We start from the raw sequence: 2,951 nt of genomic DNA, 5'->3' as shown, positions 1-2,951 counted from the left end.
CGACACCGGGGCTGAGGATGCCCGAGGGCAGCAGGTGCAGCGCGTACTTCTGGTCGCCGATGACGACGGTGTGCCCGGCGTTGTTGCCGCCGTTGAACTTGACGACGTAGTCGATGCGGCTGGCGAGCAGGTCGGTGGCCTTGCCCTTGCCCTCATCGCCCCACTGGGCGCCGATGATCACAATCGCTGGCATGGCGAAGCCTCTCGTTGGAACGGGATTACATGAAATTCTACCCCGAGCGTTCCCTGAGTTAACTTGCACAGCGTTGTGCAAGTTATTACGCTGACGATATGTCCACACGCCGGGATGCCGTCGAGAACCGCGCCGCCCTCCTCACCGCCGCGCGGGTCGTTCTCAACCGCGACCCCGACGCCTCGCTCGAGGCCATCGCCGCCGAGGCGGGGCTCAGCCGTCGCTCGGTCTACGGGCACTTTCCCACCCGCGACCACCTGCTGCGCGAGGTCACCGCCCTCGGCGCCGCGCGCATCACCGAGGCGCTCGTCGGCACCGCAGACGACGACCCCGTCGTCGAGCTCGCGCTCATCGCGGCGCGACTGTGGAGCGAGGTCGACAGCATCCAGGTCATGGCCGTCTTCGCGGTGCGCGGGTCGCTGCGCGGCAACATCGCCGAGGCGCTGGCCCCGCTGCGGGCCATGGTGCTGTTCGCGGTGGATCGCGGGCAGGCGGCTGGCAGCATCCGCACCGATATCGATGCCCACCGCCTCGCGCGGCTCGTCGAGGACTCGCTGCTCAGCGTCTTCGACGAGTCCACCCGCAGCGCGCTCTCCGCCGCGGAGGGCAACCGCCTCGTCATGCTCAGCGTGCTCGGCACGCTCGGCCTCGACTGGCGCTCGGCCGGCCGGCTCATCGACTCGACGAAAGCACTGCAGTGACCACGATCCAGCTGACGGATGCCGCCATCGGCACCGGCCTCGCCGCCGACCTCCCGGCACTCACCCTCACCATCGACGCCGGGGAGGTCACCGTCATCCCGGTGGAGACCGACGAGCGCCCCATGGTGCTCTCCCTCCTGCTCGGCGGCAGGCTCGCCCTCACCGCGGGCGGCATCACCCCGCCTGTCGGCGAGCTCCGCACGCGCGTCGCCCTCGTCGACACCCCCTTCGCCAGCGAGCCGAGCCCGGGCGTCGCCCTCTCGGTCGTCGTCGCCGAGGAGCTCAGCTTCGCCCGCCGGGCGAGCGGTCGCCGGGCGGTGCGCGCGTTCCTCGAGAGCCACGGCCTCGAGCAGTACGCCAGCGTGCCGATGCGATCTCTGCCCTCGACCGCCCGCGTGCTGCTGCTCTGCGAGCTCGCCGCCCAGCGCCCCGGTGTCGACGTGCTCGTCGTCACCTCGCCGGAGCGCCACGGGGGCGACCCCCTCGAGTGGTACTCGACCCTGGTCGCGATGACGAAGCGCGGCCTCGCTGTCGCGATCGTCACCGACACCGCAACCTCCCGTCTGCTGAAAGCCGCATCATGAGTGTGATCCCCCTCGTCCGCGCCGAGTTCGCGCGCCTCACCGCGAGCCGCATCGGGGTCGCCTCGCTCATCGCCCTGATGACCGTTCCGGTCGTCTACGGCGCCCTCTACCTCTGGGGCAACCAGGACCCGTACAGCAACCTCGACCAGGTGCCCGCCGCGATCGTCATCGACGATGCGGGAACCATCGTCGACGGAGCACCCCGCAACTACGGACAGGACGCCGCCGACACCCTGCTCGATGACGGCACCTTCGGCTGGGTCGTCGTCACCGACGCGGATGCCGCCGCAGGCGTCATCGACGGAACCTACGACTTCGCCATCACCTTTCCGACCACGTTCTCGGCCGACATCGCCAGCTCGTCGTCTGACGCGCCCACGCAGGCAGAGCTGCAGCTGACCACCAACGACACCAACAGCTACCTGTCGACCACCCTCGCCAAGCAGGCCGCGGCGACGGTGCGCACGGCGATCGCCAGCAACGTCGGCGAGGCGGCGGCGCAGACCCTGCTCGACGGCATCTCTGACATTCGCGACGGGCTTGTCGACGCGACCGACGGGGCGGCCCAGCTGGCCGACGGGGCGACGACGGCTGCGACCGGGGCCAGCGATCTCAGTGACGGGCTGGCGCAGCTGCGCGATGGGGCATCCGCGCTGCCGTCGAGCACGGAGGCGCTGAAGACCGGTGCCGCGCAGGTGGCGAGCGGGCTCTCGCTCGCGGCGACGGGCACCTCGACGCTGGCGACGAACACGGCGGCGGCGGCCGCGCTGGCTCCGAGCGTGCGATCACAGGTGGCGACAGCCTTCGCGAACGCGGGCGTTGACCCGGCGGTGAGTGGTCCGATCCTCGCGCAGCTCGACGGGCTGACGGGCTACACCGGCGGAATCAACTCCGCGGTGAGCTCGCTCAACCCGAAGCTCGCCGCACTGAGCACGGGCGCCGCCCAGATCGCGGCGGGCACGAGCACGCTCGCGGCGAGCGCTCCCTCGCTCAGCGCCGGGCTCGCGGAGGCGGCCGCGGGAGCGGCCACGCTCGCCGACGGCACCAGCCAGCTCGCTGACGGCTCGACCGAGCTCAGCGACTCGCTGGCTAGCGGCCTCGCCGACGTTCCGTCGACCTCCGCCACAGAGCGCAGCACCACGGCAGCGGCCATCGGCGATCCCGTCACCGTGCAGCAGCAGGCCGTCACCGAAGCGGGAACCTATGGCGCCGGCCTCGCCCCCTTCTTCCTCAGCCTTGCCGCGTGGATCGGCATCTACGCGCTGTTCCTCATCATTCGGCCGCTCTCACGCCGCGCGCTCACCGCCGTGCGCGCCCCCGTTCGCACGGTGCTCGCCGGCTACGCCGTTCCCGCCCTCCTCGGGGTCGTGCAGATGGTCGCGCTCTTCCTCGTCGCGATCTTCGCGCTGCGACTGGATGTCGCCAACGCCGGCGGCCTTCTCGCCTTCATGGTCTTCGTCTCTGCCACCTTCG

Annotated in this window: 4 protein-coding genes; 3 read left to right on the top strand and 1 reads right to left on the bottom strand. The window is 71.0% G+C overall.

What is annotated here, in order from left to right:
- On the bottom strand, positions 1–193 hold a 193-nt coding region (locus ACILQS_RS16165; protein WP_395641149.1), incomplete at its 3' end, for an adenylosuccinate synthetase.
- A gap of 98 nt (positions 194–291) precedes the next feature.
- Here ACILQS_RS16165 and ACILQS_RS16160 point away from each other — a divergent pair.
- From ACILQS_RS16160 to ACILQS_RS16150, 3 genes are all read left to right on the top strand, one after another.
- On the top strand, positions 292–894 hold the full coding sequence (locus ACILQS_RS16160) for a TetR/AcrR family transcriptional regulator (RefSeq protein WP_395641148.1): 603 nt from the start codon (positions 292–294) through the stop codon (positions 892–894).
- A complete protein-coding gene (locus ACILQS_RS16155) occupies positions 891–1,478 on the top strand; it encodes a hypothetical protein (protein WP_395641147.1) in 588 nt (195 codons plus the stop codon). The genes ACILQS_RS16160 and ACILQS_RS16155 overlap by 4 nt, the downstream gene beginning before the upstream one ends.
- Positions 1,475–2,951: YhgE/Pip domain-containing protein (locus ACILQS_RS16150; protein ID WP_395641146.1), on the top strand; the 1,477-nt coding region annotated here is incomplete at its 3' end. The genes ACILQS_RS16155 and ACILQS_RS16150, both read left to right, overlap by 4 nt.

It is taken from the genome of Pseudolysinimonas sp. (assembly GCF_044239695.1).
In the GTDB taxonomy this organism is placed as follows: Bacteria; Actinomycetota; Actinomycetes; order Actinomycetales; family Microbacteriaceae; genus Pseudolysinimonas_A.
This window is presented reverse-complemented; position numbering and strand designations above follow the sequence as displayed.

Excerpts from the sequence above, each read along its gene's own strand:
- ACILQS_RS16160 (WP_395641148.1), top strand. The coding sequence starts at position 292 with ATGTCCACACGCCGGGATGCCGTCGAGAACCGCGCCGCCCTCCTCACC.